Source organism: Enterobacter sp. 168J2 (assembly GCF_034107265.1).
GTDB lineage: Bacteria > Pseudomonadota > Gammaproteobacteria > Enterobacterales > Enterobacteriaceae > Enterobacter > Enterobacter nematophilus.
In genome coordinates this window covers 102189-127710 of the sequence record NZ_JAWNEB010000005.1, presented here as the reverse complement: position 1 = coordinate 127710, position 25522 = coordinate 102189, and the positions used below count along the sequence as shown (strand labels likewise).

The window sequence follows — 25522 nt, the reverse complement described above, 5'->3', positions numbered from 1 at the left end:
TGGGTGGCGTTTTTTTTACCTGTCCATCACAGGTACATTCTTCGAGGTGAGGAAATAACGCTCAATTAAAACGATCGTTTTTTAAACGTAAGAGAGTTTATTCAAGTAAGTGTAGCGTGCCTCAAAAAAAAGAGGCGTTGCATGTGATGCAAATCACTCTTACAGAACCACATAACTCATTGATTTAATTGCACTTAACCATCATGAGAGTACAGAAGTAATAGCGACTCAATAAAATACATAAACTACTGTGATAACTAAATTATAATTCATATACTTCTGTGCAAAAGTGGAGGCCATAATGCGATTAATCCTAATGCTGGTATGCTGTCTGGTTCAGAGTTTAGCCTGGGCGGGTGAACTGCCGAAACCCACGGGAAAACCTATTTTGACGATTTACGGAAATATAGAAAATACTAACGAAGATGGAAAAGCAGTGTTTGATCTCGCAAGCCTTGAAAAACTCGGGATGGTGAGTTTCGAGACGACGTCTCCCTGGTATACGGGCCGAACGAAGTTTGAGGGTGTTCCAATGAACAAACTCATGGATTATGTTGGCGCAAAGGGTTCTGTCGTTAATGTTATTGCCCTTAATGATTACGCTACCGCTATTCCTCTCAGCGATTTTAAAAAATATAACGCGATTCTTGCCTTAAAAATTAATGGCGAATATATGCGTATCCGCGATAAAGGTCCATCATTCATTGTATACCCTTATGACAGTCTTCCTGAGTTGAATAATCAAATTTATTACTCGCGTTCAGCATGGCAGGTTAGCAAAATGAAGATTGAATAGTAGTTCAGGAGAACATAATGAACAGGATACTGGTTGGTATCATTTTTTCTCTTTTTATCACGACGGGATATATTGCATTTCTTGTTTACGATCGTCAGCAAGAGCTGCAAAAACTGACTCACTACACTGAGTCCTGGTCCGTGGCTCAACTGGTATCTGAGTATTACCGATTTGAATCATGGCTTGGTCTTTACGCAACCGATACCGATGACGTTACGATAGACCAGGCCCGCATGCGTCTCGAAATAATGCTTAGCCAGGGCGAGTTACTGAACGGGGGAGATTTAGGCCGCTATATTGAGAGCGATAAAACGCATCAAGAGATCGCTGCACGTCTGAAAGAAATACTGGCTTATCTGGACAGCAACCTGGAAAAAATGAGCCATGCAGAGTTAAAAACGTACCTGGCATATATGCACCAGCTCGACGCGCCGCTCAGTCAACTCTCTTCGACCGCCTTAACAAAAGATATTAACACGATTAATGAATCTAACCATAAAATACAGATTCTTTATTATATCTATTCCGCACTTTCGTTACTCCTGGTGATATTAAGCTTTATTCTGGGGTTCTTAATGATCTACCAGAATAAAAATATTCTTAAAGCCCACATGCAGGTTAAAACCCTCGCTGACGAACTTCAGCGGTCAAAAGAGACGCTGCAAATCCAGAATTCGAAGCTGGAATACGATGTGTATCATGACTCCCTCACCGGAATGAAAAACCGTCTATTCTTCTGGGACGACCTTAATAAAATTACCCTTCAGGCGGATAAAGACCACATCCCTGTGACGGTGATGTTATTTGATTTAGACCGCTTCAAAGAGGTTAACGATACCTATGGCCATGACGCCGGCGATTTACTGTTGAATCAGGTATCCCGACGGCTTACCTCAATGAGCAACGCGACGGATACGTTTTACCGCCTGGGCGGTGACGAGTTTGCACTTCTCTCCAGCGGCCTGACCGAGAGCGCGGCGGTGTCGCGTGCCAAAGAGATCAGCGCTCACATCAGTCTGCCCTATACGATCAATAACCAGCTGATAAAAATTGCCACCTGTGTCGGTATCGTTTTATCTGATAATGAGCGGCGCTCTGATTATCTCTATAAATTTGCCGATCTGGCCCTCTACGAAGCCAAAAAAGAGGGCTCCCAGCAGATAAAAGTCTTTCGTCAGTGGATGCTGCAAAAGCTGCAGGAAAGCAGAACCCTTGAGCATGATATGGCTCTCGCGATCGACAACCATGAATTCGTTGTTTATTACCAGCCTATTGTCGATTCCTTCAGCAATGAAATTTACGGCTATGAAGCGCTTATTCGCTGGATACACCCGGTGAAGGGGATATTGTCTCCTGATTACTTTATCTCTGTTGCTGAAAAAACAGGGATGATCAATGAGATCGGCAAAAATGTGCTGGAACTTGCCTGCCGGGAGGCGGCTTCCTGGACGGTTCCGGCCAGAATCTCGGTAAACGTCTCACCCGTTCAGCTGGGCACTAAATCCTTTACTGCGATGGTTCAGTCCATCCTGAAAGAGACAGGCCTGCCGGCCAGCCGTCTTGAGCTGGAAGTTACGGAGTCTTCGCTCTTCAGTGACAGCAACACGCCGCTCACTATTCTTAAAAAGCTCAGATCGCTGGGGGTAAAGATCTCCATTGATGATTTCGGAACGGGTTATTCCTCGCTATCAAGGCTGAGTGAACTCAATTTTGATAAAATTAAAATTGATAAATCCTTTGTGAATCCGATATCCACCCAAGACGACGCGCTTAATATCGTTAAACTGATTACCGGCATGGCGAAGAGCCTCAATATGCGGGTCATTGCAGAAGGTGTGGAAACCGAAGCGCAGCTTGAACGGCTTCAGGCGCTGGGCTGCGATCTCGTGCAGGGCTATCTGTTCGGAAAGCCCCAGGCTGAAATCGATAAAAATATAAAAAACGGTACCGTGTGATCCTACCGGGATCACACTTTTCAGCCCTGGGTATACACATACAGTGACCCGATGTTATCATTCACCCCGTAAATACCTTTCAACTCAATCCGAGGCTTTGATGCTGGAGAATGTAATCATCCGATAATCAGCTCCCCGACCTTTTCAGGCCGGACTGATTATCAATGCGCCGAAATCGAATGCGGACACCGCTGTGTGTTTGCACGTTTTGCACATGATGATTAAACAGGTTTTCCAGTATGAATTTATCCCGTCAGGAACAGCGTACCTTACACGTTCTCGCCAAAGGTGGCCGTATTGTGCACGTCCGCGATACGTCCGGCCGCGTCACCGCCGTTGAATGCTATAGCCGCGAAGGTCTGCTGCTCAGCGACTGCACGCTCGCCGTCTTCAAAAAGCTTAAAACCAAAAAGCTGATCAAATCCGTTAACGGTCAGCCCTACCGCATCAATACTACCGGGCTGAACAACGTCCGTGCCCAGCCTGATAATCGTTAAGGAGAGGATAATGGATATCCCACGTATTTTTACCATTAGCGAAAGCGAACATCGCATTCATAACCCCTTCACGCCAGAAAAGTACGCAACGCTGGGGCGCGTGTTACGTATGAAGCCAGGCGCACGCCTTCTCGATCTCGGCAGCGGTTCGGGAGAGATGCTCTGCACCTGGGCACGCGATCACGGGATTACCGGTACCGGCATCGACATGAGCCCGCTCTTTACCGCGCAGGCAAAGCGGCGCGCAGAGGCGCTCGGCGTCAGCGAACGGGTCCATTTTATGCATAACGACGCGGCAGGCTACGTCGCGGATGAGCAATGCGACGTGGCGGCCTGCGTTGGCGCCACGTGGATTGCGGGCGGCGTTGCCGGGACGATGGACCTGCTGGCACAAAGCCTTAGGCCCGGGGGAATCATGCTCATCGGTGAACCTTACTGGCGACAGGTTCCCGCAACGGAGGAGACGGCTCGGGCTTGCGGCGTCTCCTCCACTGCAGACTTTCTCACCCTGCCCGACCTTGTCGCGTCTTACGATCGCCAGGGCTATGACCTGGTCGAAATGGTGCTGGCAGACCAGGAAGGCTGGGACAGATATGAAGCCGCGAAATGGATGACAATGCGCCGCTGGCTGGAGCAAAACCCCGACGATGATTTTGCACAGGAGGTTCGCGCGGAGCTGACGGTAGCGCCTAAGCGCCATGTGGCTTATACAAGGGAATATATTGGCTGGGGCGTGTTTGCGTTAATTGCACGATAGGAGGGAGTGGCGGTATAGCCTGAAGGGGCTATACCGCCTTAAGCAGGAAGCGCTAGCATTGTGAACGATGCGCTACGCCTAACATGAAAAAACTTCTATCATTGCTTTTTCCGTTACCACAATCACAGGCGCTTTATGGACACCCCTTCTTTTCTCTATTTATTGCTTTTCCCGGCACAAAAAATGATGAAAGTGGGTAAAGCTAACAACATCTATAACCGCATTCAGTCGCTAAAACGGGTCTGGGGCGATGTGGATTATGCCCATTCATATCGCATTGCCTTGCCGCAGTCCGAGGTCTTTAAGCTGGAAAAAATGCTGCATTTTCTTTTGGCCAAATATCAAACGGGCATTGATGCCGGCGACGGCTATACCGAGCTGTTTTCCATTGAGGCGCTGGAGCCCGCCATTAAGCATATTCATTACGTTATTGAGCATGGGGTCATTAATGCTCAGCTCCTTCAGGGAATCGAAAAGCCACAGCTTCGGCCCGGCAAAAGCGCGGCGCACCGCCACGCGAAAATGAAAAAGCGGTCAGATACTATGATTAGCAACGTTGTCACGGTGACGGAACAGTTCAGCAGGATAAATCGTTTACTGCTTATCTTGTTGTTTAAGCAGCATCGCCTTCGTTATCAATATGATATTGAAGGTAATACCATACTGTTTCGGGTAGCGGACAACCGTACTGACCAACGCGATGTTCACAAAATAATGCGTATGTTCAGCTTTTTTATTGAAGACTTTAGATACATGGGCGGGACCAACTACTGCTCGGGGGTCTTTGGTGAAGGCACGGTCACGCAATACAACGTGGAGTTGATTTCAGGCGACCCTGACGCACATCCTCTGGTGGCCTATCTCGCCTCGCAAACGGAGCGCTTGTTTAATAAATTGCCATCGCGATCGACGTTATTAATGGAAGATCTGCCGATACTGGAATCGAGCCGAATCCTGCGCAGTGTATTACAGAGTGAGGACGAGGCTTAAGTTGCTTATGCCGCGACGCTTATTGCTATTCAAGGGCAAGCCGAGGCACGGTCATCAAGAAACCCAAAAAATACGTCCACCGTTTTTCCAACGCCGGGTAAGGATTTGAGTTCCAACAACATCACATCCCGCCTCCATTAGTCCAGTCAATTTACGAGCAATACATAATGCTGTTGCACCAGTCATTTCTACCGCTCCGAGTAAAACGCCAGACTCACCCAGTAACAGGATACTTAGCGTTTCCGCTTATGTCTCACTTTTATCTGAAAACACTGCCGCTAGCTGTGAATAGAAAGCTTTATAAATTAGAGTATTTATGGGCTTATGAGGAAGAAATGGTGCGATAATAGGAGTCGAACCTACGACCTTCGCATTACGAATTATAAGAACTACCTTTTAACTCAATAACATACCCTGCCAACACTGCGCTCACACGTCCCATCTTCGAAAAACATGCAAAGCCTTGCAAACCGATGCAAAGCTTTGTGTGTCCCATTTCTGTCTCACATCACCGGGCAATCATCAAACTCACCAGAGCGCGCATCGTTGATGATGTAGGTGATCACCCCGAATATCGCATCCGGGCCATCCCCTTCATCGTGAGCTGGTATCTCTTCACGCCTTCCCGTCTGCAAATCCTCCAGGTGAGGTTTTGGTGATTTTCGGTATCGCTTTATCCTCAGATCACCTTCCATTCTGCAAACCAGCAATGAACCATCACACGGACTCAGAGATGCATCAACGACGAGTAGCGCTCCACTGAGGATGCCTTCACGGTAGTGCGTCGCGCCTGCTCGCATGAAGTACGTCGCCGCAGGTCTGGTGATGATGCGCTGGTCTAGAGATATGCGCTGCTCGACATAATCTTGTGCTGGACTCGGGAATCCCATAACCCACCTCCGATAGTTACTGTATATGCATACAGTATTATCGATCGGTGATGTCGATCAAGTCGCTTTTTGCAAACAGAATGATCAGATTCCTCTTAACTGTTAAAATGGCTGGAATTTTTATCAGGCGCAAAATTGATGACCACTTACAGATCGCGAATGCAATTTACACCGGCCACGCTTGCAGTTACGTCATTGCTGTTGGTGTACTCCACTTTCACTCAATCCGCCTTACCTGAAGCCCCTGAAGGCTACACGACTTGCCGTAACGCACTATGCAGCTATGTAATCGTTAGCAAATTTAATGTTAGACCATCTTTTTTCGGTGGTGATTATGTATTTGCTGACAGTGTTTATGCGTCAAGACAGGTTAGTGGGAGTTTATTATTTAACCCATCAGGAAACACCATCGCGTTTAACCAAAGAAATGGCGATGAATACCATAAAGGCTCAGATTACCATCTGAAAGGGACATCTGTTTACTTTAGCAAAGACTCAAAAATAAAAATGTCTCCTGATGGTTTTTCAAATCCAGAAGCAAAGAGTGACTTTAACATTAAGGTTACCCCGGAGTACATGGATTATCAGGTAGCATTTTCGTATAAGAAATCTGACAAGCTATCTTTGCGTTTAGATGGAAATGTGGATGACCTAAGAAGTTATATTAAAAAATTGAAAGACATGAGAGTGACATTTTATGGAGACAGCATAACTTACGGCTCCAATGCCAGTGATATTTATGCAGAACCTCATCAGCCGCCATTTGTTGGATTAGTCGCTGCATACATGACAATGATTAAAGTAGGTAAATATCACTCATACAATGCAGCAGTGCCTGGCTGGTCATCAGACAATGCTTACTATAACACTGACGGCAGACTTACCAAGATGGACTCTGATGTATATGTGCTGTCGTTCGGGATGAATGATTCTAACAGCCTCCCACCTAAAGATTACGCTTTCAACATTGACGCTCTCATTGCAAACATACGAAGCAAAAATCCAAAATCTCGCATTATTTTGCTTTCGTCAACCCTCCCTAACCCGGAGTGGAATACTCCTAACAAAGAATACTTCCCACTTTATAGTGAAGCACTATCAAAGCTCTCGCATAAATATCAGCACGTAACATTTATTGATATTACTGATGTATGGACGCAGATATTGAAAAGGAAAAACTTTTATTCAATCACGGGTAACGGGGCGAATCACCCTAACGATTTCGGCCATAGAGTTATTGCGGAAGCATTGCTTACTGCCTTCCTTGGCGATGACTTCACTTAAACGACAATTTTCAGGAAGTTTGACGCATCTTTATAGATGGTGCCCGCAGGGGCACCGGATATTTCAGCCAGTGTTTTAACATTTTTCAGAGTCACCATTCCATCAGCTAATAATTCAATACTCTGCGCTCCGTTGTTCATGTTGATCTTCAAGGTTCCTACAGCACTCCCTCCGTTTGAGCTATTCCATTCAATGGAGGCAATATCAAGTGCTACTCCAGTATTAGAGGTTCCTTGAAGTTTTATTTTTGCGTTCCCTATTCCGTCTATGCGAAATGCAGCATTAGTGCCGGAAGGCATCAGAACATCTAATGGTTCTTTTGGGAATAGAGTATGAACACCCACAAACGGCAGGTCATTTACCCCGCCTGCGGCAGGTGTTATGGTTATCCCTGGAATCTTTGAATTGCTAAAGAATGCTACAGATTTTGCGTTTGAATTTACTGCAGGACTGCCAGGGTTTATTCCTGATCCAATTGCGACAGCGCCTCCGTATGATTGGATATCTCGACCAACTGCGAACGCCCCATCTCCGGCCGCTCTCGTTGTATATCCCAATGCAGTGGCGCCTACACCATCACTGGCTACGCCGCCCGGGTCAGACGTGAATCCTGCCCGGGCCTGGGTAAAGTACCCTGCTGCAAATGAGGCGCGAGATTTTGCCTCTACTTCCTCACAAAACGCTGCAGACTTGGCTCCAAGTGCAATAACGTTTTTACCAAAGGCAAGGGAGCAGTAACCCTCACCATTTGGCGACGTAATATCATCGGGGTTACCTGTTGCACACCCCGCACCGCCAGCAAGAGATGCCACGCCATACGCAACGCAGTCATGCCCGAAAGTTGTGGTGTATACCGCGAATGACGCGCCGTTTCTGTTAAATGACACAGAATAATCGCCTATCATGGCGGGGTCGCCCCACGAGTTTCTCGATGGAAGCCCTCGCCAGTAGTTCTTCTCATCATCAAGAGGCTCAAGGTCGGAGCCACCAACTCGCAGATATCCTTTTATCTTGTCAAATAACCACATCACCCCCTGAGTAAGTGATGAGCCTGCGGGGATTCCGTAGTTTACCTTCTGCCCGATTAACTTCATGCCATCGTCCTGCGCCAGCTCATCACGCAGGGTGTTTGGATTGTATTTCAGTACGTCAGCAAAATAGTGCTGCTGAACACCAACGGCATCGTACACGGCCATGGAATACTCGTCGGACACAACGAACTTTGCGATTTGACCGCTGTAAACAAGATACCCCCCACTATTGATGATCAGTGGCTGGGAAACAGGGATAACTGTTCCTGATTCGGTTTCAACATAAACCTGAATTTGATTTGAAGGTACGGTAGGGTCTGTGTCCTTTGCTCCTATGTATACCGTGCCGTTAGCAATAGCCTTAAATGAACTGGCTAACGTATACGGTGTTACTGGCATACCTACTAAAATATTCTGAATATCATCAGCCATTCATGTACTCCGGACGTGTAAAAGCAGCGCAAGGGTTAACTTGCGCGACTTTGCGTTATGGGTGGTTATAATCGTTAAAATATTGGAGGATTTATGGAACGTGACTTACTGAACTTTGCTTTCTTAATCTTCGGCCTGGTAGTTGGAATGCTATTATTCGCTTAAGGCTTCTGATTTGGCGCCCTGAGCGAATGAGTTAACAACTCGCTCTACATCAGACAGCGCCTTCTCAAACGCTGTAGAGCCTCGCGGAGTATTAGCAAGGCGAAGCATTGCATTACGTGCAGGTTCGCTCTCGTACATTCTTGCAAGTAATCCATATCCACCGCCAACCCCCAACAAAGCGGGGTTTGTCACAGACCCTATTCCCATGATGAATGGAATAGCCTGCTGACCTGTAGGAGTTGTAACGCCAGCCTGACCTGCCCTCTTCGTTGACTCAAGATAGTTCTTCAGCCCTTTCAGATATGCAGCATCACGCCCCTTGAAAGCAATTCCTGTCTGGTTAGACATCAGGTTAACTTGTCGAAGGAACTGGTCAGGTGAGCCACCTGATTTCTCCATAGCCTTACCGATAATGCCGTTACGCATCTGAGCTCGACCAATCTGGCCTACAGAGTTATATAGATTCTGCACCTCAGATTTGTTCTTGCTGAAAAGCATGTTGTTGACAACTTCTGGTGTCAGGTCGCCTTTCATCAGAACGTTCTTCAGTCGCGTATTCTGTAGCTTGCTGGCCTCATCTGCGTAAACCGCATTGGCTTGCTTAAATCTGCGTAGAGTGTCATTCCCTAGGCTCTGTCCGATGGAGCTATCAATGTCACCTGTCATAGCTCGGTACACGCGCTGAATGGCAGCATCAGAGCGATTGGGCATTACAACTCGCTCACCTTTTACATCCTGCCTGAACTGGCTGCGGAGATTGCTTAACTGCTGCAGGTCTACATTCCCTCCTGCAAGCTCATCCCTGTACGCCTGAAGTTTGCTGATAGTGTCTGTATCAGCGACCTTGCCCAGTTTCTGAAGGTTGGCTATCTCATCGTCAATTTGCTGCAGTGCTCTCGTAGGCTGTATGTTTACCCCGGTCATTGCATTTTGCACCTGCTCAAGCCGATTTCCTGCCGCCTGTTTTATTCCAGCCGTTTTTGATTTGAGGCTGCCAATTACGATGGATGGGTCATACTCACCAAAGCGAGATGCATACTCATTCACCAGTTGGCTGCGAGCCTCCTGTTGGCCTGCCCGCATTGAGCTTGTGCCAGCAAAAGGAATGTTCTCAGCAGTAGTCTGCGCCATGCGGCCGACACGTGAGTTAGGCTGCAGAACGTCAGTTGTATGAAGCGGAACATCAGCAGAGTTAGCGAATCGGATCGCCTGTTGTGCCTCTGGTGAAATAGCACCTTTAACGCCACGATATGCAGCCCCTGCGACGCGACCTAGCTGATTAATTGCGCCACCCAATACAACACCAGTGCCAAGGTCTGTCGCCAGTGCAGAAGGGTCATTTTGCTCACTATTCGCAGCCATGGAACCAACGGCGTTTTCTGCCAGTAAGCGTGATGCACCCTGCACTACTCTTCCGGCAATAGTTGGTGCTTGAGTGGCGATTCTCTCAGCGCCGACAGGTGTGAGATAAGGCAACGCTTCTGCGAAAATCTTACCTTCTGTTGTCTGTGGCGTTAACGCGCCCTGTTGAAGCCCTAAATCCTGCGCCAGTCCTTCGGTGGTTACGCGTGGTGCTGGTTGGTATGTTCCGTCACCTAAACCAAGCTTATTGCCAGCCCATGCCCCAGCACCAACTACGGCATCAGCCATTGATGCAGGGATGTTTGCCAGGTTAACGCCAGCCTGAAGCAATCCACGACCTGTTTCTGCTGCCGCATTGCCAAGGTCTGACAGGAAGCCACCCTGCTCCTGTTGCTGTGATGATTCCTGCGGTTGTGATAATTGTTGGCTTTGCTCTGTAGGCTGCGATGCAATTGATTGACCTGCAAAATACTCATCAATTGCCGCACCAATATCATCAGTACTTGTTCCGTCAGGGAAGGTAAATGTTTTGCCGTTGGCTGTAACTTCCATCATTTCACCTTAAATTGAATGCCTGATTTAGAGGTATACACTCCTCCGGACGGTTGCTGTTGCGCTGGTTGTGTTTGCTGAGATTGTTGTGCTGGCCGTGAAGGCTGTGACTGCTCACTTCGATTACCAACGTCTACGCTGTACTGCTGGTTGTAGTTGTCGGTGTACTGCTGAATGTCACGTAGTGATTGCTGCATTGCTTCCGGGCTTGAGTAGTCGACCTGCGGCATGCCCTGAAAATACATCTTCGCTTCCGCTACGGTGTTGATGCCAGATGCGCCCATATCCCTTGCGGCTGCAATGCCCTGGTTCTGCATCTTGCCCTGAATGCGCTTTGTAGCATTGAATAGCTGACGCTGCTCGCCTCCGCCAAGACGACTACGGACTTCAGCATCCCATGAAGGTGATCCATTACCACCAGTCATGCCAGTCATAAACCCGAGCTTATCGTCTAATTGCTCTTTCGGCACTTCAAGGATGGCATTTATATCTTTAGCCATTGCATAGTTCTGTGCCGACGCTGCAGATGTTGCCGGTGCAGCAATAGAACTTGCCGGTACGCGAACGGTGTTCCCTGCGTTGTCTACGCCTTCATAGAATGCATTCTGCCCGGCACCGTGAAGCTTTCCAACAATCTGTACAGTTCGCCCATCTGATAACTGAACTGTTCTACCATCTGAACCTGCATTTCCAGATGCATTAGCTCGCTGGTTAGCCATATCCTGTCCGCGACGAGCAGTAGCGGCTGAGATGTCCTGGCCGCGTGCGGTGATATCCTGCCCACGGCGCTGTAATGATTCACCGGCCTGATTACTGCGGATGGTTTCGTTTAGCTTGTCGCGGTTAAGTGCCTGACCGACAATCTTGTCCTGGGCATTAAAGTAATCAACGGGCCCAAGCGCAGCCATGCCAAGATGATCAACAAACTCACCGAATTGCTGAGGGTTCTGCTGGTATGTCTGCGCGACTTCACGCGGGTCAAGCCCTACTCTCTGCAGGTCTGCTGCGTTATTCTGAAGCCACGCTCCCATAGCTTCTGGCGAGGTAGCGGCGAGACGAGCGGCTGCAGCAAGATTTCCAACCGTGTTGCGCTGGTCTTCATCGACAAACTTCATTCCATTGCGAACAGCATCAACCTGGTCAGGATATTGCGCGGCAAGTTGTCGCATGGCATTGCGATCGCCTGATGCATACGCTTGTCCATAGGCTTTCTGGAATTCCTGTTGGCGCTGTGCACTCTCCTGCTGCTTGTACATGTCCATTACAGAGCCTATTCCCTGCAAGGCCTGCAACCCTATGTTGTTGCGACCAGAGCGCTCATCTTCATTATTCTGCCGAATGTATGCCAGTGCAGTATTCGCATCGCTGGCCTGCGGAGCATTAACATTATTACCGCCGAGGCTTGCCAGGAGACTACCTGAATTACCTTGCTGCCATGTAGCCATTTATCACCTCAGAAAAGTAATGAACCAAGGCCACCCACAGCCCCGCCAATTGCAGCGCCCCACGGGCCAGCAACAGAACCTACCGCCGCACCAGAGGCGGCACCGCTAAGGAACTTCTGCCCGGTAGATGGCCGGTTGGCATTAGCCGCTGCTGCATTGGCTTGCTGTTGATAGAGTTGACCGACGTTGTTAGCGTAGTTCTGCCCTGCGGTTGCCTGTCCGGTTAGCGCACCAAGGCCGATATTTGCCAGGTTCTGATAGTTATTCATCTGCCCTGACAGCCAACTTTGGCCTAAAGTAGGGGCGATGGTTGCTAATTGGTTGCTTGTTGCTGTTGAACCAAGTCCACCTGTTGCCTCTGCTGCAGTGAGAGACTGATATCTAGCCTGGTTAGCCAGGTCTTTGTACTGCTGAGAGTTGTAGTAGTCATTTAGTGCCTGCCCCTGTCCTTGCAGTGATGACAGATTTTGCAGCTGAGATACATACTGCTGTGCAAGTGGCGTGAACGGCGCAAGATTCTGCATATTCGTTTGCCACATCTCGCGCTGTAATTCCACACCCTTCTTCGTTGCATCAGCCTGAGCGCCAGCACCTCCATCACCACCCTTCTGATATACAGCTTTGCTGAGGTGCTTATGGGCAATCTGATAAATTAGCATTTACTAGCTCCTCATATTTCTTGCGCGGTAATTGATAGAGGGTTACCCCAACAGACTTTCCATTGCTTATATAGGCATCATCGAGGTGACCGATGCGCGTAGCACCAAGCAGGACGATGAATGATCGACCGTATTTTGTGGTGTCGGGCACCATCGTGATGCTGTTAAGGAATGGGGAATTTTCGAGAAGCCATTTGCAGAATAAGCGATGACCTTGCAGTGCGTATTCACCACGGAATCCAGGAGAATAGATAACGTGGCATTCCACTACGCTATGCCAGAATTTTCTGACCTCATGCACGCCAGTAAGCATGACGCCTTCGTAGATGCCGACATAAACTGCATCAGGCTTGATGAAGTATGTGTCTCCGCTATCTACGATGTTACCTGTGTTTTCTGGGTCATTAAGGAATTCTGCAAGCTTCACTGGGTTATCGATGAGCTTTATTTGCATTAGTTTATTAATCCGTGACTTCGCATAGCATCTTCAAGTGCTTTCGCTACCTGTCTCACCTCAGTCAGGCCGGTTGCGATGTTAGATACTTCCGCCTGGCTATAGGTTGCGCTTACCGTATAGGTCTGGTCTGCAAAGAACCCTGTCTTTCTTGGGCTTCCAGTAGATGTTGTCCATCCAGTTACGCGTGCTCCAACGACCTTTGTTCCATTGACAGAATATGAAGTGGCTACGTTTAAAGTTGATGCGAGAGATTGAGGTGAAGTGGTTGTCTTCGAAACATAATCAGCCTGTAGGGATGTTATTGCAGATTCTGCGTTAGTAACCCTGGTCGTCAGGCTGGTCAGGTTCGTCTGAATTGTGGATATTTGCCCCTCAGCACTTGTCACTCTTACCGTAAGAGAAGAAATAGCTGTTGAGTTAGCTGTTATCCGTAATTCGTGATCATCAACTTCAATGGTTAACTGATTAATGTCAGATTCGTGCTGAGCAAGGGTGGTGTCCTGCTCGTTATTCTTAATTGTTGCCTCATAAGCCAGGTCATTGGCGTTATTAGAGGCGTTTGCGATGTTCTGGATGTTTGACGACTGACGCATAAGGTAGAGGTAATATGCGTTTGTCAGGCCTTCAGGTAACGCAGAGGAGTCAAGCCTGTTAGGGGTGACAGTAACTTTCTGTGGTTCTGCCATTATTCTATCCTCACCTGACAACCGCTTAGCGTCACAGGAGATGACGTAACGATGCGGATTTTAAAGCCGAGGTTTTTACGAATACGACCTATACGCTTCCAGATTGCTCGCTTGTCATACCTGAACGGCGCGTTCCACGGAATCATCTGCTCTCTTCCGTACATGATTCCGTCTGTCGTTGCGGATATAAACATACGCTCTGCTATCTGCTCTACCCCGGTACTGGATTCAAGCTCAAAGTCGAAAACTCGCGCGTTGTCAGCTTTGAAAAGAGGAGTAAAGAGAAGATGCTCCTGGTGCTCTCCGTACTGACTTGAAATGGCAGTGTTTAGCTGACCTTTAAGAGGTCTTGTTTTATCTCCACAGGTGATTCTGTTTCCTTCATACACAAGGTCAATTGCGCTATAGACTTCATCATCAAGGCCACTTTTCAGAATCGACCATTGCTGCCCTGCAGTCGTTACTGCAGCATCGTAGACAAGAACGCATCTGTTGAGGTGAACGAGCAACAATTCATGACCTTCAAACCTGATAGCCTCCATAACACCCTGTGCTAACTCATCACTGGTATGTGACTGAAGAATCTTCTCAACTGTCGAGGTTGCTATCTTCACTGCAGCGCCGGAGTTGATGATGTAGATAGAAGGTGCGCCAGTTGCCGGGTTGCTGATAAACGCATGGGTGTCTGCGAATTTTGTTTTGCAGTATGTCCCCGCGATACCTTTCTGAACCATCATTGATGGCTGCGTCTGGTAAAGAGCCACCCCTGGTGCAGACGCGTTTCCTGTCAGGTCGAAATACTCAATGGTCGATGTGCCGAAGCAAACTACATAATCGCGCCAGTTATCGATGCCAATAATTCCATCAGGCTGGCTTTCTGCCCTGTACTCTGCGCTGTATCTGTCCGGCTTTGATTCATCCTCCAGGTCGCTGATAAAGAATGAATCGGTACCTTCTTTCGCCCAGATGTAACGCGATCTGTTTCGACACATGTCTCGCAGATAACCGAGGTCATACTGAATGTAACCAGAATCGACAGGCCAGTTGTTGAGGGTTTTAACTTCCCCATTATATTTGAACAAGGTGTAGATACCGTTTGTGCCCACAGCATGGCTGTTGTAGCTATAGGCCATGCTTACACGACCAGTGACAGCAACAAGCTCAGAAACAACCGAGTCACCACGGTATAACTTCCTTCCCATTACGCGATACACAGCGCCCTGATTTGCGTTGTAAATCGCCCCCATTGATGCTCCATCAACATCAGCGGTCTTTACTATTCCCGGGAATGAGCGGAGATAGCCATTGGAATTCAGGACTTCTTTTGGCACTGCCAGCATGTTAACTGGCAGATAATCGATGTAGTCGGCGTTCCTGAAGTCTTTGCCGACTCCTTTCATTAATGGAAGCTGCTGTACTGGCATCATTCGCTCCCGTTATCACATGGGTCCTTGCGCCGGTAGAAGTTCCAGCCGTTATAGGTAGCAAGTCTGTTCCCGCTGCCTACCGGCATGCGGTTTGGATAACCGGACTTACATTTGGCACTGCTTGCGCGTGACATGGCAGAGAGTTTTATAAGGCGCTCTTTCCCATATCTCGCTGTAGTGATGATTTTTGCAGTTGGTTCTACCGCATAGTCAGGTGCAATTCGGATCGCGAGATTATGGAAAACAGCGCTTAGCTTTCCTGTTGCTAGTCCGTGGGCGTCACCTGGGTTTGGAGGTGTATTATCAGCTGAGAAGATATAGCCAGCGTCTATACCTGGCGTATCTTCGCCACCTTCTAACCACTCCGACATCATCATTTCGAGGTCATTGAGGCCGTCTTCCATGGACTGAGGCTCGACATCAGTTAGCGTGGCATTTGAGGCGACGCCCAACTTACGTAACGCAGCGAGAACTAGATCGCCTTTAGTCGTGAGATTCATCTGTTGCCGCCTTAGGTTTACGACCTGGCTTTTTGCGTTCTTTCTTCTCTGGCTCTGCGTCTTCTTTCAGAAGGTCGTCAGGATGTGAAAACCAGCCAGCATCGAGATATTCCTTAAGGTCATCATCACTCACGATTTCATAGTCGTAACCAACGCCTCTCCATTTCTTGCTGTCACCGTGGCGATAAACCATGTTAGACATTGCTTTTCTCCAAGGAAGAAAGGGGCCGAAGCCCCTTTTAATTACGCCTGGTCAGCCAGACCCACACCGATTGACTCTGGGCGGGTGGCGTTAACGCCATACCACACCGCGATACGGCACAGGCCAGACAGGGTGCTGATATCACCCTGAGTAGCAAAGATGCCATTCAGGCCAACTTCCGGGATGGTGAATGACTTGGTTTTCATGCCAGCAAACAGTTCGTGGTTAGCCGGGATCGGCTGGCTCACGATACGGATTGAGTCATCTGCCCAGAACACGTTAGTACGCGTAGTGGCGGTGTTAAGAACGTTCACCGCCATGCTATTTGCCAGCGAGGTGTTTACGTTGGCGTATGCACGCTGCTCTGGTGAAAGCGCTGTGTCGTCCAGTGCAATAGGCTTAGGAGTGATTTCGATGTGAGTACCATCGATAACGCGAACCACAGAGAAGGTGGCGTCGTGGGTCAGAACGTTTTTAGCCATCTGCGACAGGAACTTCACGCCGGTGAAGCTAATTTTGTCGCCACGCTTCAGGCCGGTAGTGGCGGACAGGGTTACTGTTGCCAAGCGGTTATCCACGTTGCGTTTGTTACCGTCAGCATCCAGTTCCCACGCTACAGGCTGGAATTTCTGTGCGCCGCTAACAGTCAGGCCTGTCGCAGTTGAGGCATTCAGCACTGGAAGTTTAGGAGAGCGCAGTACGTCATCAAAGCCAGCGACCTGACGCTGGATAGTGCCGTTTTTGTACGCCTCTTCAGGGATGCGGCCAAACATGTCGCGGTTAATCAGGTCGTGACCTGCTGCCTTATAGTCTTTTGGGTTGAAGAAGTAAGACAGGCCTGAGTCGCGATTCAGTTCGCGAGAGAACATGATTTCTTCGGCATCAGCTACGAAATCCCAGCCGCTGCCTGCAGTAGTGCCAATTGGATCATCACTGGTGACAACCAGAGAGCCCATTTCTGCGGCCAGGTTAGCGACTTTAACTTCACAGTTGCTTGCCAGTTTCTTGGCGGAAGCGTTGATACGACGACGATATGATGTTTCATCTCGCAAATCGTCAGCACGTAACTGGAAGAAGTCGTTATCAGGCTCACCGAGGCTTACCGGAACGTTAAGCTCCAGAATTCCAGTGGATTGGCCTGTCAGGTCCCAGCCTTCCTGAGTTGGGGATTCCTGCTCAACAGGCATCCAGATGGTGTTGCTTGAACGCTGCATCTCTGCAGCAGGTGGAGTGTACTTGCCGGCCTTTTGAGCCATAGGGGTGAGACTGGTGATGGTTTCGATTACTTCATCGATAGCCAGAGTCACCATTTGACCTTCGTTAAGAGCCATTATCGGATTCCTTGTAATTGTTTCTTAATCTTGCGGTAGGTCTCTACGTCACCCTTGCTCGATGCTTCTTCCATCTTTTTCCTGAGAGCGGCTACATTTGCAGCCACTACTTCGCCGGTGATGGGCTCATCTACAGGGGGAGCGCTAGAGACCTGCTTACCGCGAGGTTTGAGAGATAAACGTTCTGAGAGTAGGGCGAGCTCAATCAGCGCTTGCTGCTGGTTCATCTGGAGAATTTGACGTGTTTTTTCTGGGTTAGAACCCAGGTGATACATCAATACGGCGGATTTCTCCGGGAACAACACCATCAGGTCGGAAACAATTTGCGGAGGGACAAGTTGTGCAAATGCTTCTTCTTTGTCCTGATAATCAGGGATGTTGAGCTTCTCTGCTGCGTCGTAGTGTCTACGAGCCGCCTCGACATATTGCGCTGACTGCTGGGTGTACTCCTGAGTCTTACGCCCCTGCTCTGCCACTGCATTACTGCGAGCATCGAGTGACTTCTGATTCCACTCTGCAAGGTCACGGTTAAATGCAGCCGTAGCCAGTGCGCTGTCGTAGTTGTATTTAACGAGAGCGTCGTCTGACAGGTAATCATTTGGATCTGGCTGCTTCGGTAACTCAGGATTAACCCGGATGTGCTCCGGCAACTCGCCACGCTTCACCTGCTCCATCTTTTGCTCAAGCTCGCGCTGACGCTTACGCTCAAGACGTTTAGCTGCGAAGTGTGCGTTTGTTGCCGGGTCTTGTTTTGGTTTTGCCTCATCGTCTTTCAGGACGATCTCAAAGCCTTCATCATGTCCTGCGTTGTCATTGGCATTCTCGACAACTGAGCCATCAGCAGATGCCGCTGCTTGATTGCCGGACGTGTTTAAGCCTTCAGTTTCCTGAATTTCGGTGGTTTCTTGGTACATATAACTCTCTCTTATTGAGGAATCTCGGCTGCTCTGCCGGAAGGTTGATTTTGTCTCTGCGATTGCAGGATGTTGGCTAAGTCCATGCGCTGCGAGTGCTGCTGACTGTCGCCTTTCAGAAGTAGTTCTGCGTTGGCTCGTGCATCGTCACTGTTTTGCTGCTGGTAACTTTGCATGAGTTTGAGGAATTCCCGGAAAGCAGACTGCTTATCCAGGTCCATATTGTTGAATATCTCCGCGACCTTAGCCGCATAGAGCTGGTTCTGTCCTTCCGCTTTTGCTGCATCAACCTGAATCTGCATTTGCTGGTTCTGAGCTTTGAGAAGCTCCGCCTGACCCTGCAACAGAACACCCTGAGCCTGAGTTTGTTCAGGTGAAGGTTCTTTAGGCTGCTGCTGAGCCTGTGCAACCATCTGCATCTCTTCAGGTGTCTCAGGTTTCTTCAGGCCCATCATGACAAGCTGCTTATTCGCGTACTCACGCATCATCTCAACGCCTTTGCCGTCGAGTAATGTGAAATACTGGAGCAACAACATCTGCCACTCAGGAGTGCCAGGAGGAACCTTAGCGAGCAATTCCTGAATCTCCGCCCGGTTCTGCTCCTTCATGCTCTGGAATGATGGCCCAGTGTCCGTGTAACACTCGTAGCGACCGCGGATGTCGTTAAGTGTCACCACCGTGCCGGTCTGGTAGTCGACAGCCTGAGTAAGCAACTGGACCTGCTTCTCAGTACCATCCTCAAGAGTCATCATCACCTGACGAGGAACGTCATAGATGTCATTCACCATTGACTGGTAAATCTCTCCATCACGACGCATAGCGGTAGCGAGGTTGTCCTGAAACACGTATGTCTCAAGGTCTGCCCGCATGTTCAGTTGATTGACGGTATCGAAAGCCACCTGCCCATTTGCAGCTTCTGCATCAACGCCCATTGTTGCGACCTGGCTAACTGAGTTAGTCGCCGCTTCGAGCATGTATGCGTTGGCCTGAGGAACTTCTGGGTTTTCCATGTACGAAATAGGCTGTACAGGAAGGTCTCCATTGTTCTCATCGGTACGGTTGAGCAGATAGTACGGATAGTCATCATTGCCACCGTACATGTACTCGTAGCCTTCAATCTGCTCAGGCCAGAAGATAGGTTTCTTCTTCGGTGTGCGAGCAACGATATCGGCATTGAAAGACATGATCATGTTGCGCAGACGCTGACCGTCTTTCGTCAGGCGAACGACACCCTCATAAACCTCTTTGTCGCCAGCAAACGACCACTCACCGTACACAGGTACGATTGGGATATGCTCTCCGGCGATAGGCTCACGGTTTTTCAGGATGGTTGTGCAGGTGATGATTGATTTGTATACGCGACGGCGCTTAACTTTTTTCTCGGCTACCTTGACCATGCCTTTATCGGCAAGCTCATCAATAACGTCTTTAATGTCGCGCTGGAAGTAGCTTACCGGCTCACCTGTCAGAGGGTCCTGATAGATGAATACGGTCTCTTTCTTCTCTTCTACCTCGTAATATTCACCAACATAAACAACGTCGCTGGTCAGCCACGGGAACAACCAGTTCATGTCCGGATTCTGAAATGACGGAATTTCGTCTTCATCGAATCCATTCTTCTCTGCAAACGCTTTCCACCCGTCACGGCTCATAGCATTGATGACCGTGCAATGCATCGCATCGCTCTTGTCCATTTGCTTGCTATTGCTATCCCAGACTACGTGGGTGCATGCCTCATGAATCGGAACTCGGCGGATAACCTGATTATTGCTGGTAGGGTCCTGGTCTTCGTACTCGGTGATTAAACGCCACGCCCCCACGCCTGCTTCAATCTGTTCACGAACAGCAATGTTCACAGATATCTTCGCGGTGTTGTGACGCATGTCTGTCCGGTACATCCCCATCAGTACATCAGCACTGTTAGGGTCTGCACCATCCTTTGGCCTGAATAGTACGTCGATAGGGTTGCGGCGCATCTCTGCGACGAGCTTACGCACAACTGGGCGAACTACATCGAACTGGCCACGGTATTGCAGGGTTGTGTAATCTGATAACCAGTCATCCCACTGCGACACCCGGCTAAAGTACAGGTCGTTTGTCGCTTCGGTTCTGGCTTCGTCGCTCGCCATCCAGTCTGCGTCGAACTTACACAGGATGGAATTGAGTCGTTCATTGTCGGCCATTATCTTCTCCGTGCGACTGGTTTAATTGGGGCCGGTACTTTTTTCTCTTTATGCACGCCAATGTCGCCATAGCGTTTTGCAAATCGGCGCATCATGTAGGCGTATCGTGTTGCATCAAGAAGGTCGTCACGTGTCTTTACGATTCGACCGCGATCGTCTCGGTGATAGAAGTTAAACTCTTCGAACCAATCTCTCAGTCCGGCAAAGACCTTGAACCTTCCGGTGCTCATGAGGTCGTGTAGTTCGAATAGTCCGGGCTCAACTGAGCGTGAACCATCAGGCCACTGAGCAGGCTCAGGAAGCATCAGAAAGCCAGCGTCTTTGTAATATTCACGCTGCTGTAGACCGCTTCCCTTCTCTGTTTGCAGCCCGTCCTGAGGCCATGCAGTAGGAACTTTGTTTGCCCATGCTTTAGTTGCACCCCAAGCTTCTGCCGGAGATGTTTTGCTGGCCTTCCACGCCTTAGTTACGTAGAAGGTTTCGCTGTCCATATCGATTGCCAGTTGCACCCGGCTTTGCGGGTGGTCCCATCCGAAGTCCATTCCATCGATGACCATGTAATGCTTAGGTATCGGGAATGGTTCGCAGGTGATCATGTCTTCGCTGAAATCGAAGATGCGACCGTGACCAAGCATAGGTATACCTTTTGTACGCATATCTCTCTGGTGCGGAGGGAATGACTCAAGCAGGCTTTTCTTTGTTTCTTCTGTAAGATGAGGCGCATCATCCCAGCCGACATTCATGCAGAACTGAGAATCAGCAGGCGTATCAAGCAACTGGATTACCAGCTCCGTGCGTCCGTTTTCTGGAGTGAAAGTAAGAATTCCACGACCACCATTTCCTCGGTCACCTGTGGCTGTACGTGTTAATACCTGCGGGTAGATAGTCGGGTCTTCTGGCTCTTCATCGATATGGAACCAGTCGATGTCATCACCCATCAATGCATGTTGCCCCTGAGTGTATGACCAGAACTGTATTTTGCTCAGGTCACCGCTACTGTGGCGGATATATGCCGAGCGGACGGCATTTGGCGTGCCAGTCATTGGCTCAGTTGAGACAATCCTGTCCGGAGGAATTAGCCCGCCAGTAAACTCTCCGTTTACCTTCTTGCCAATGATTGCAGCCTGAAGCAGATCTCGGCACTTCTCACCCGAATAACCAAGACACCACATTAACGGCGCATGGTCGAATCGGTGCCCTGTCCAACCTTCTGGATATTCACCGAGAAGGTGGACCGCATCGATGTATGTCGCAGTGTCGGTCTTGCCAACTCGGTTAGCAGCGATGAGAGCGCACTGACGATATTCTGCTGTTGCCGCAATGAACTTGCGCTGCCATTCGTATCGGGTGTCATAGTAACCACGGTAGCGATAAACGAACTCTCTGCGCTTCTTTTCTTCCAGTAGCTTTACCAACTCAATCTTCTGCTCCCGACTGAGATTGTGCATTGGTGAGCTCCATTAACTTGCGGTCTAACTCTTCATCTGACAGGTCGGTGATAGTGATTTTCTGCTCGTGCTGAATGCGATCGCCGTATTTCTTTGGCATGATTTTCGACAGGTACCACTTACGCGTATCAATGCGCAGTTTAGAACGCTGAACATGCTCGCCGTTGAGTTGGTAACCTACTGCTTCGCCATCTTTATCGAGCTTCTCCATCCAGTCGTTACTGCCATCATCAGCAATATCGAATAGCTCTTCTGCAATTGCCTCTGCACCTTCTTCCTTCGCTCGCACGTATTGGGCACGAAATGCTTCATTGCGCGCCAGCCAGCGCAGTACAGCTTGTTTTGATGGCATGTCTTCATCACGACACACGGAGCGCAGAGACTCACCCTCCGCCAATCTGAGACAGATGATTTCTGCTAATTCTTCCGTGTAATCTGATGGTCGACCGCACTTCACTTCTTCAGTCGCCATATCTGTTTCCTCGTTAATCATTATCAAGCCCACCCGCAGATGAGCTTTGTAATGGTTACGCCGTATTACCTGCGGCTTTGATTGCAGCGTTAATTGCATTCAGTTTTGCTGCGAGAGTTGCCACGTCATTTTTCAGTGCGGTGATGGCCGCATTGGTAGACTTCAGTGATGCAGCAGAGGTGTCAGTGGTTGCTGCAGTGGCTGCAGGAACAACCGGAACGGTGTTACCGCCTGAAGTACCGCCGGATGAATCAGTGAGTGCAGTAATTGCCGCCTGCTGAAGCACGCCACCACGTTCTGTTGAGGTCGGCACTTTGTTACCTGCCATAGCAGTAGTTGCTGTTGTACCGATAGTTGGTGCGAATGTTGATGGCTTGCCTGTTACTGAGCCCCAGGCAATAGGAGTGCTGGTTGCGGTGTATTGAGCTTCGAAAGCTGTTTTACTCATGTACAGTAGTTCACCGTACTGACTCTGGAATACGTAGCCTGTAACTACCGGCTTGAAGGTGGACATGAATAGCGCAGACAAATACTGGTCTGGATATGGTCCGTCAAAGGTTGCTACTGCTGAGCCATCCACAGCCTGTGTCAGGGTTTCGATTGGTAAGCCGCGAACAAATGCGCCACTGGCATCTGAGTATGTAGGCCATGGTTGGGTGATCATCATTTAGCTCCTTTCTTAGGTTTCTTTTTGCCAGCCTTGTTCATGGCAATTGCGATAGCCTGGTCTTTGGGTTTGCCGGCTTTCATCTCGGTAGCGATGCTCTGCCCGATAACCTTCTTCGACTTACCTTTCTTCAGTGGCATGTCAGACTCCAGTGGTGAACAGGTCGAGTACTTCTTTGGCTTCACGAATCGCCTTTTCAGTTTTAGCTAGCGCAGTCGGCTCATTGGCTGTCTTGGCATATGCATCTTTGAACAGCTCAAAGTTCAGCTCGTTGCCGGCGATAAACTCAATGGCCTTTTCGGTAGCAGCTGAGTCATTCATCACCAGGCGGTAGACTTCGAGCTTCAGTTTCTGTGCATCTGTCATTTGGGTAATGTCTGCCATTGTTGGCTCCGTTATAGGTATTGATAAATCCACACGATAAATGCGAACCAGGCTGGCGGCGCTAATAATGGAAACCACCAATCGGCAATTAATTTTTCAATCTTAAGTGCAACAGGTACCGTCACCTCAACCATCTCCATAGAAATGGAATGTTCAGGCCGCATGATTGCGTAGCCTGGAAGGTTATTTATTTTGATTTCCACTGAAACACCTTTTGTTTTTATCCCGTAGTGGGGATGAACGAGATAATCAGGATGATTGATGAGGCTGCCAGTGTGATGACAGATGCGAATGCAAACGTGTAATGCACGAAGGTGATTAATCTGTCTTTGGCTGAATGCTTTGGTAGCGGATGGTTGAGAACGTCATCACGTATGAGTGACATTCCATAGAGCAGCGTTATTTCACGCTCTCGTTTTCGCATAATGAATCCCACTTGTCGTTGTGGGCGTTGATCGCCTTCACTGTCCTTGCATCCATCAATTCAGGGTCTTTGCCGTGCGTGATAATCGGTCCGAATGCTGTGCAGGCTGAATCAACGTTGATGTACTTAATCGTCGGAGTGGTACTTTGATCTGCGCATGCGGTCACGAGCAGCGTCATCAGAAAGAGACTGATTCGTTTGGTCTGCATCTTTTGCAACCTTAATGATTGAGGCCTGCTTATCAGTGGCAGCTTGCGACTGCTTCACGGTTTGGTTAGCAGCTTCAACATCAGCCTTTGCTTTCGCTTCTGTTGTGCCTTTGCTCTTTCCGCTGAACCATGCAGCCAGTACAGCAACGATAATCCCGATAATGCCTAAGATATATTGCCAGCCTGATGCGATAAGGTTGGTCATTTCCCATCTCCCTTATCCTTTGGAGGCTTCTGTAAAGTCATCCTCGACAGAACCCCAACAACCATCAGGACTATCGCACCAACTCGCATCCAGCTTGATGGGATTTCGGCTTTCCATTCCGGGGGAAGCTCAAACCAGATAGTTGGCAGAGCACCAAGAGCCAGAATCACCTTTGTTGAATTCCATCTCCACCAGTGCCGCCAGTCATCAACGAGTCGAAGTTTCATAGCAGCCCCGCATATGCAGTCATCTCACCAGTGCGCATCACCTCGGCATGACGTTTGGCGCGATTAGGAGTTTGCTTAGCCCACAGGCTTGATAGCATTCCGTTGGCTGCGCCTGCATAGTTACCTGCCGCTACCATTGCGAGCGTGTTCTTGAATCCTGCCAGGCCGTTAACACCCATCTGGTAAGCCATGCTTATCAGGATGTCTCGACGAGCCTGGTTACAGGATTTCATTGCAGCAACAATGGAAGGATTAGCGTTCATCTTGCTGATTGTGGTTTTGACGAATGACTCAAGCCAAACATCACCAACATCTCGCGGAACGGTGAAAGTGTAATTGCTTGACGAAGCGCCCTTAGGGCCAATCTTGATACCGCAAGCCACTGTCGGATAGCCTTCGGTATCAATGTAAGGTTTCTCACGATAACCCTCTTCGTAATTAAGCAGGGGGATTATTTGACTCATTGCGCCGGTCTCCGTACTGCATCCGTAGAGCGTTTTCTTCTCGGCGATCTCGTTTTCGTTGGTAATGCAGATTTATGGCGAACGTAAAGACTGCCAGAACGAAACCGCCGAGAGCCAGCCATTCATTTAATGACATACTCCCCGCCAGAAAGGTTGCCCCAGATGTGGTGTAAGCAGCGGCAGTGGTTACTTTGTCTGCCATATTTTTCATTCCAACCTCCAGAACATCAGGAGGATTTGTTCAAATTAGGATTAGGGATGATGGTGATCAGAACAAATCCAGGATACATTTTCGGTGTCGTGGTTTGTTCGTGAGTAAACGCACGGGCAAATCAGGCAAGAGGCTGTTGACGCAGTCTCTTGCCACCCATCTTCACGAAGCCCGCCATTGAGCGGGTTTTCTTTTTTGGGAGCGCATACACCACCGTAACCACAGCGGATAAGGTGAGGGTATTGTCTGTCTGGCATTTGGTGGGATGCGCTTTCAGAAAGGTCGTGCTGAATGCG

Annotated in this window: 28 protein-coding genes; 6 read left to right on the top strand and 22 right to left on the bottom strand. The window is 49.0% G+C overall.

Going from position 1 to position 25522, the window contains the following annotated elements; genetic code table 11:
• Nucleotides 1-301: 301 nt before the first annotated feature.
• The 5 genes from USG84_RS14790 (at nt 302) to USG84_RS14770 (ending at nt 4995) form a co-directional block, all read left to right on the top strand.
• Nucleotides 302-796, top strand: coding sequence for a molybdopterin-dependent oxidoreductase (locus USG84_RS14790; RefSeq protein WP_061099091.1), 495 nt, complete (start codon nt 302-304; stop codon nt 794-796).
• Between the two features lie 17 nt (nt 797-813).
• Nucleotides 814-2751 (top strand): EAL domain-containing protein, encoded by a 1938-nt coding sequence (locus USG84_RS14785; RefSeq protein ID WP_151413315.1) that lies wholly within the window; start codon nt 814-816, stop codon nt 2749-2751.
• A 239-nt stretch (nt 2752-2990) separates the two neighbouring features.
• Nucleotides 2991-3248, top strand: coding sequence for a YjhX family toxin (locus USG84_RS14780; protein WP_028012097.1), 258 nt, complete (start codon nt 2991-2993; stop codon nt 3246-3248).
• Nucleotides 3249-3258: 10 nt separating this feature from the next.
• Nucleotides 3259-4005: a class I SAM-dependent methyltransferase gene (locus tag USG84_RS14775; RefSeq protein ID WP_320738352.1), complete on the top strand. Its 747-nt coding sequence runs from the start codon at nt 3259-3261 to the stop codon at nt 4003-4005.
• 135 nt (nt 4006-4140) lie between these two features.
• Nucleotides 4141-4995, top strand: a complete 855-nt coding sequence (locus USG84_RS14770; protein ID WP_151413316.1) for a GIY-YIG nuclease family protein — start codon at nt 4141-4143, stop codon at nt 4993-4995.
• A gap of 503 nt (nt 4996-5498) precedes the next feature.
• On the opposite strand, the gene USG84_RS14765 is transcribed toward USG84_RS14770, so the two are convergent.
• The gene (locus USG84_RS14765) at nt 5499-5885 is read right to left on the bottom strand and encodes a S24 family peptidase (protein WP_320738351.1); all 387 of its coding nucleotides are present in this window, start codon (nt 5883-5885) and stop codon (nt 5499-5501) included.
• Between the two features lie 138 nt (nt 5886-6023).
• On the opposite strand from USG84_RS14765, the gene USG84_RS14760 reads away from it, so the two are divergent.
• Nucleotides 6024-7169 (top strand): SGNH/GDSL hydrolase family protein, encoded by a 1146-nt coding sequence (locus tag USG84_RS14760; RefSeq protein ID WP_320738350.1) that lies wholly within the window; start codon nt 6024-6026, stop codon nt 7167-7169.
• Here USG84_RS14760 and USG84_RS14755 read toward each other — a convergent pair.
• The 21 genes from USG84_RS14755 to USG84_RS14655 all read right to left on the bottom strand — a co-directional run bounded on the left by USG84_RS14755 (nt 7166) and on the right by USG84_RS14655 (nt 25226).
• Nucleotides 7166-8632, bottom strand: a complete 1467-nt coding sequence (locus USG84_RS14755) for a phage tailspike protein (RefSeq protein WP_151413319.1) — start codon at nt 8630-8632, stop codon at nt 7166-7168. The genes USG84_RS14760 and USG84_RS14755 overlap by 4 nt on opposite strands.
• A gap of 153 nt (nt 8633-8785) precedes the next feature.
• Nucleotides 8786-10711 carry a lytic transglycosylase domain-containing protein gene (locus USG84_RS14750; RefSeq protein ID WP_320738369.1) on the bottom strand — a complete coding sequence of 642 codons (1926 nt, stop codon included), beginning with the start codon at nt 10709-10711 and terminating at the stop codon, nt 8786-8788.
• Complete coding sequence (locus USG84_RS14745; RefSeq protein WP_151413320.1) at nt 10711-12156, bottom strand: phage DNA ejection protein; 1446 nt, start codon at nt 12154-12156, stop codon at nt 10711-10713. Before USG84_RS14745 ends, USG84_RS14750 begins: the two co-directional genes overlap by 1 nt.
• A gap of 8 nt (nt 12157-12164) precedes the next feature.
• Nucleotides 12165-12815 carry a DNA transfer protein gene (locus tag USG84_RS14740; protein ID WP_320738349.1) on the bottom strand — a complete coding sequence of 217 codons (651 nt, stop codon included), beginning with the start codon at nt 12813-12815 and terminating at the stop codon, nt 12165-12167.
• Nucleotides 12790-13269 carry a DUF2824 family protein gene (locus tag USG84_RS14735; RefSeq protein ID WP_151413321.1) on the bottom strand — a complete coding sequence of 160 codons (480 nt, stop codon included), beginning with the start codon at nt 13267-13269 and terminating at the stop codon, nt 12790-12792. The genes USG84_RS14740 and USG84_RS14735 overlap by 26 nt, the downstream gene beginning before the upstream one ends.
• Complete coding sequence (locus tag USG84_RS14730) at nt 13269-13958, bottom strand: phage tail protein (protein WP_151413322.1); 690 nt, start codon at nt 13956-13958, stop codon at nt 13269-13271. Before USG84_RS14730 ends, USG84_RS14735 begins: the two co-directional genes overlap by 1 nt.
• Nucleotides 13958-15382, bottom strand: a complete 1425-nt coding sequence (locus USG84_RS14725) for a packaged DNA stabilization protein (protein ID WP_151413330.1) — start codon at nt 15380-15382, stop codon at nt 13958-13960. Before USG84_RS14725 ends, USG84_RS14730 begins: the two co-directional genes overlap by 1 nt.
• Nucleotides 15382-15885: a packaged DNA stabilization gp4 family protein gene (locus tag USG84_RS14720; protein ID WP_320738348.1), complete on the bottom strand. Its 504-nt coding sequence runs from the start codon at nt 15883-15885 to the stop codon at nt 15382-15384. Before USG84_RS14720 ends, USG84_RS14725 begins: the two co-directional genes overlap by 1 nt.
• Nucleotides 15869-16087 carry a hypothetical protein gene (locus USG84_RS14715; RefSeq protein ID WP_151413324.1) on the bottom strand — a complete coding sequence of 73 codons (219 nt, stop codon included), beginning with the start codon at nt 16085-16087 and terminating at the stop codon, nt 15869-15871. Before USG84_RS14715 ends, USG84_RS14720 begins: the two co-directional genes overlap by 17 nt.
• A 41-nt stretch (nt 16088-16128) precedes the next feature.
• Nucleotides 16129-17418: a P22 phage major capsid protein family protein gene (locus USG84_RS14710; protein WP_151413325.1), complete on the bottom strand. Its 1290-nt coding sequence runs from the start codon at nt 17416-17418 to the stop codon at nt 16129-16131.
• Nucleotides 17418-18332 carry a scaffolding protein gene (locus tag USG84_RS14705; RefSeq protein ID WP_151413326.1) on the bottom strand — a complete coding sequence of 305 codons (915 nt, stop codon included), beginning with the start codon at nt 18330-18332 and terminating at the stop codon, nt 17418-17420. The genes USG84_RS14710 and USG84_RS14705 overlap by 1 nt, the downstream gene beginning before the upstream one ends.
• 11 nt (nt 18333-18343) lie before the next feature.
• On the bottom strand, nt 18344-20515 hold the full coding sequence (locus USG84_RS14700) for a portal protein (protein ID WP_320738347.1): 2172 nt from the start codon (nt 20513-20515) through the stop codon (nt 18344-18346).
• The gene (locus tag USG84_RS14695; protein ID WP_320738346.1) at nt 20515-21963 is read right to left on the bottom strand and encodes a terminase large subunit domain-containing protein; all 1449 of its coding nucleotides are present in this window, start codon (nt 21961-21963) and stop codon (nt 20515-20517) included. The genes USG84_RS14700 and USG84_RS14695 overlap by 1 nt, the downstream gene beginning before the upstream one ends.
• A complete protein-coding gene (locus USG84_RS14690) occupies nt 21932-22435 on the bottom strand; it encodes a DNA packaging protein (RefSeq protein WP_320738345.1) in 504 nt (167 codons plus the stop codon). Before USG84_RS14690 ends, USG84_RS14695 begins: the two co-directional genes overlap by 32 nt.
• A 55-nt stretch (nt 22436-22490) precedes the next feature.
• Nucleotides 22491-23102, bottom strand: coding sequence for a hypothetical protein (locus tag USG84_RS14685; RefSeq protein ID WP_320738344.1), 612 nt, complete (start codon nt 23100-23102; stop codon nt 22491-22493).
• Nucleotides 23099-23242, bottom strand: coding sequence for a hypothetical protein (locus USG84_RS14680; RefSeq protein ID WP_320738343.1), 144 nt, complete (start codon nt 23240-23242; stop codon nt 23099-23101). Before USG84_RS14680 ends, USG84_RS14685 begins: the two co-directional genes overlap by 4 nt.
• A 1-nt stretch (nt 23243) precedes the next feature.
• Nucleotides 23244-23486: a DUF2560 family protein gene (locus tag USG84_RS14675; protein ID WP_063855104.1), complete on the bottom strand. Its 243-nt coding sequence runs from the start codon at nt 23484-23486 to the stop codon at nt 23244-23246.
• Nucleotides 23487-23497: 11 nt separating this feature from the next.
• Nucleotides 23498-23689: a hypothetical protein gene (locus USG84_RS14670; protein WP_320738342.1), complete on the bottom strand. Its 192-nt coding sequence runs from the start codon at nt 23687-23689 to the stop codon at nt 23498-23500.
• A gap of 347 nt (nt 23690-24036) precedes the next feature.
• Nucleotides 24037-24324, bottom strand: coding sequence for a hypothetical protein (locus USG84_RS14665; RefSeq protein ID WP_320738341.1), 288 nt, complete (start codon nt 24322-24324; stop codon nt 24037-24039).
• 223 nt (nt 24325-24547) lie between these two features.
• Nucleotides 24548-25015, bottom strand: a complete 468-nt coding sequence (locus USG84_RS14660) for a glycoside hydrolase family protein (RefSeq protein WP_320738340.1) — start codon at nt 25013-25015, stop codon at nt 24548-24550.
• A complete protein-coding gene (locus tag USG84_RS14655; protein WP_047741100.1) occupies nt 24990-25226 on the bottom strand; it encodes a holin in 237 nt (78 codons plus the stop codon). The genes USG84_RS14660 and USG84_RS14655 overlap by 26 nt, the downstream gene beginning before the upstream one ends.
• Nucleotides 25227-25522 lie beyond the last annotated feature (296 nt).